Origin of the sequence: Lysinibacillus sp. fls2-241-R2A-57, from assembly GCF_030209535.1 — a bacterium.
Taxonomy (GTDB): domain Bacteria; phylum Bacillota; class Bacilli; order Bacillales_A; family Planococcaceae; genus Lysinibacillus.
The window spans coordinates 1-2,350 of sequence record NZ_JARVRU010000218.1 but is presented as its reverse complement, the minus strand read 5'-3'; the positions used below and the strand labels follow the sequence as shown (position 1 = coordinate 2,350).

Here is a 2,350-nt window from a genome sequence, read left to right as displayed (position 1 = left end):
CGGCTATTCGTTGTGCGTACCGAAAAGGTGCGCTTTTTTATATTTCGGGCTTACGCAGCAACTGTTAATCCCGGATTATTTGTAGCAATCGTTCTCTAATTTCTTGCCAATTTTTATTTAAGTCTACTGTTAAAACTTTTATCAAATATCCATTCATCTCAAATACTTGATTAATCTCCTTCGATGTTTGGGGATATAACAAAATTCCTGTCATTTGATTACACTTTTTCACATTTGAAAGGTAACCAAATAATTGATAAATATTTTCTGGATTTATTTAAAAGTAAAGCTATCTAATCTATTTTATATCCTAAAACTCTTACTATGTCTTTCCATTTCAATCTGATCTCATCTTCTAAAAATACGCTACTACCTATTTTTCTATGTATTCTTTCCTTACTTGGAAATAAACCATTCTTATGCAAACCCACCGCTGCCTTTCGAACATCCTACAAAATTCTTTCTATTATCATTGTTAAATATTCTTTATATCGTGTACTTACTTTTTACATAAATCTGGTGCATATCTTCTTACAGTCCTTAAGGCTAATTTATTTCCTTTTGTTAATTGTGTAAAACTGATAGGAATCTCACCAGTAAGACATTTTTTTAAAAACTAAAGGTAATACTGGCTGAAGGAAATAAGTACACAAAGATTACGACATATATATTGTTCATTTCATAATTTGAAATACAAGTTTGACTTCTATTCATTTGAGTAACAAATCTTCTTGTGACATGTACAATATTCAATACTTAGTTATGTCGCAAACACAGGAGCATTTAAGAAGGTATGTTCTTTCTACTATTTGTCCTGAATGTGTACTCCCTTTAGCATATAAATAATTTTGGCTCTCTTGGGATCTAGATGTTTCAATTATAAAGATATTGGTTGAGGATGATTATTTTCCGCATGTAATGCATGAATAATCTCTTTATTGATTAATTTCAGATTTTCAGGAGTTTTCATAATTTCAAACGCTACATCTCGGTATTCATTAGATGTAACATACGTGTTTGGCAATTCATTCATTGTATGTGCTACTACGGCAAGTTCACAGATTTCACATTTACAAAATGTTTGATATTCCGGTCCTTGTAGTAGAAAACGCACTAAACCACGCACAATTTCTTCTGTAACATTTACTAAAATAGGATTTGACATATTCAAACCTTCACCTCATTTTATATTTTATTGTTGTACTATTCCTGAAACGATAATAGTGTTAACAAAGCCTTGCTCAAGAATATCTAGCCAACTGGCTTCTTCTAAGTAAAATTATATAGAATTACACGAAAATCATCCTATTAAATTTTACCTACTACTAGGTACATTTTGTTAGGTATGACCTCTTAATTATCTATGTAATTACCTAAATAGAAGCGTTCCAAATGGTCCTATTTACACTTTTTAACAGTTGTTATAAAAATGTTTCATTAATTAAATTCTGTATCCCCATAATTGGAAAGTTATTTATTAAACTAGCCATCGAACCTACTAATATCTAAGGGATTAACATAGTAAATGAATTACGAATCGCAATTAAACAGGTGAACAGTAGGAGCACAGCGAAACAATAAAATATGACAAGGATTAGATACGTGAAAATGCCAATCTTCATCAGAAAAAATTTGAACATAAAACGCCCCGCAATAGTTAGATTTTGTGGTCTAACTTTTACAGGGCGTTTCATTTGGAGGATGGTTGTAATGTCACTTATTCATATATATATTTACCTATATTATCAATATCCCGCTCTGTTACAAAAGGCTGGATTTGTATGACCGGATGTGATTTTATTCTAAGCGGTATAGTAGAAATAATAAAATCTATATCATAATCTACTTCCAACTCTTTTTCTTCTGCTAAGTTAGTCGAAATAAGAGGTGGAAATTCTATTTTATTTCCAAATTGATTCTTTAATTTCGCTGAAATATATTTTTTCCAGCCTCTTCCTTCTCCTGCAATGATAAGAGTTTTTTTGGGTCTAAATTCATTAGAAATTCGAGAAGCTTCTATGTACATTACTATATTAATAATTTCTTCATCTGGTACATGATTAGTTATTTTATGCTTTCGTACCCAATCTATATATACGTCCTTAACTTTCAGAAAAGTTTTAAAGTGTTGTTTTTTCATAGAAGATGTAGTGTTTTTTTTATTACCTGGAATATAAGAAAGCAAATTTAAAATATGTACTTTCTTACTAAAGTATAGAATAATTGAATAGATAAATTCCTCATCTTTAATGAAATAATTACCAAATTTATTATCTAACATAGATATAAAATCTCTGTAAGCCCGAATTCAAAAAAATATGCGCACCTCACGGTACGCACGACAAATGGC

2 protein-coding genes are annotated in these 2,350 nt (G+C 30.2%); both read right to left on the bottom strand.

Annotated features, from left to right (window positions below; translation table 11 throughout):
* Positions 1 to 877: 877 nt before the first annotated feature.
* Positions 878 to 1,165 (bottom strand): late competence development ComFB family protein, encoded by a 288-nt coding sequence (locus QRN68_RS25990; protein ID WP_285400284.1) that lies wholly within the window; start codon positions 1,163 to 1,165, stop codon positions 878 to 880.
* Positions 1,166 to 1,717: 552 nt separating this feature from the next.
* The gene (locus tag QRN68_RS25985) at positions 1,718 to 2,281 is read right to left on the bottom strand and encodes a PTS sugar transporter subunit IIB domain-containing protein (protein ID WP_285400283.1); all 564 of its coding nucleotides are present in this window, start codon (positions 2,279 to 2,281) and stop codon (positions 1,718 to 1,720) included.
* Positions 2,282 to 2,350: the final 69 nt, after the last annotated feature.

Bases quoted from the DNA above. Each gene is read 5' to 3' on its own strand.
- QRN68_RS25990 (WP_285400284.1), bottom strand. From the start codon at position 1,165: ATGTCAAATCCTATTTTAGTAAATGTTACAGAAGAAATTGTGCGTGGT.
- QRN68_RS25985 (WP_285400283.1), bottom strand. From the start codon at position 2,281: ATGTTAGATAATAAATTTGGTAATTATTTCATTAAAGATGAGGAATTT.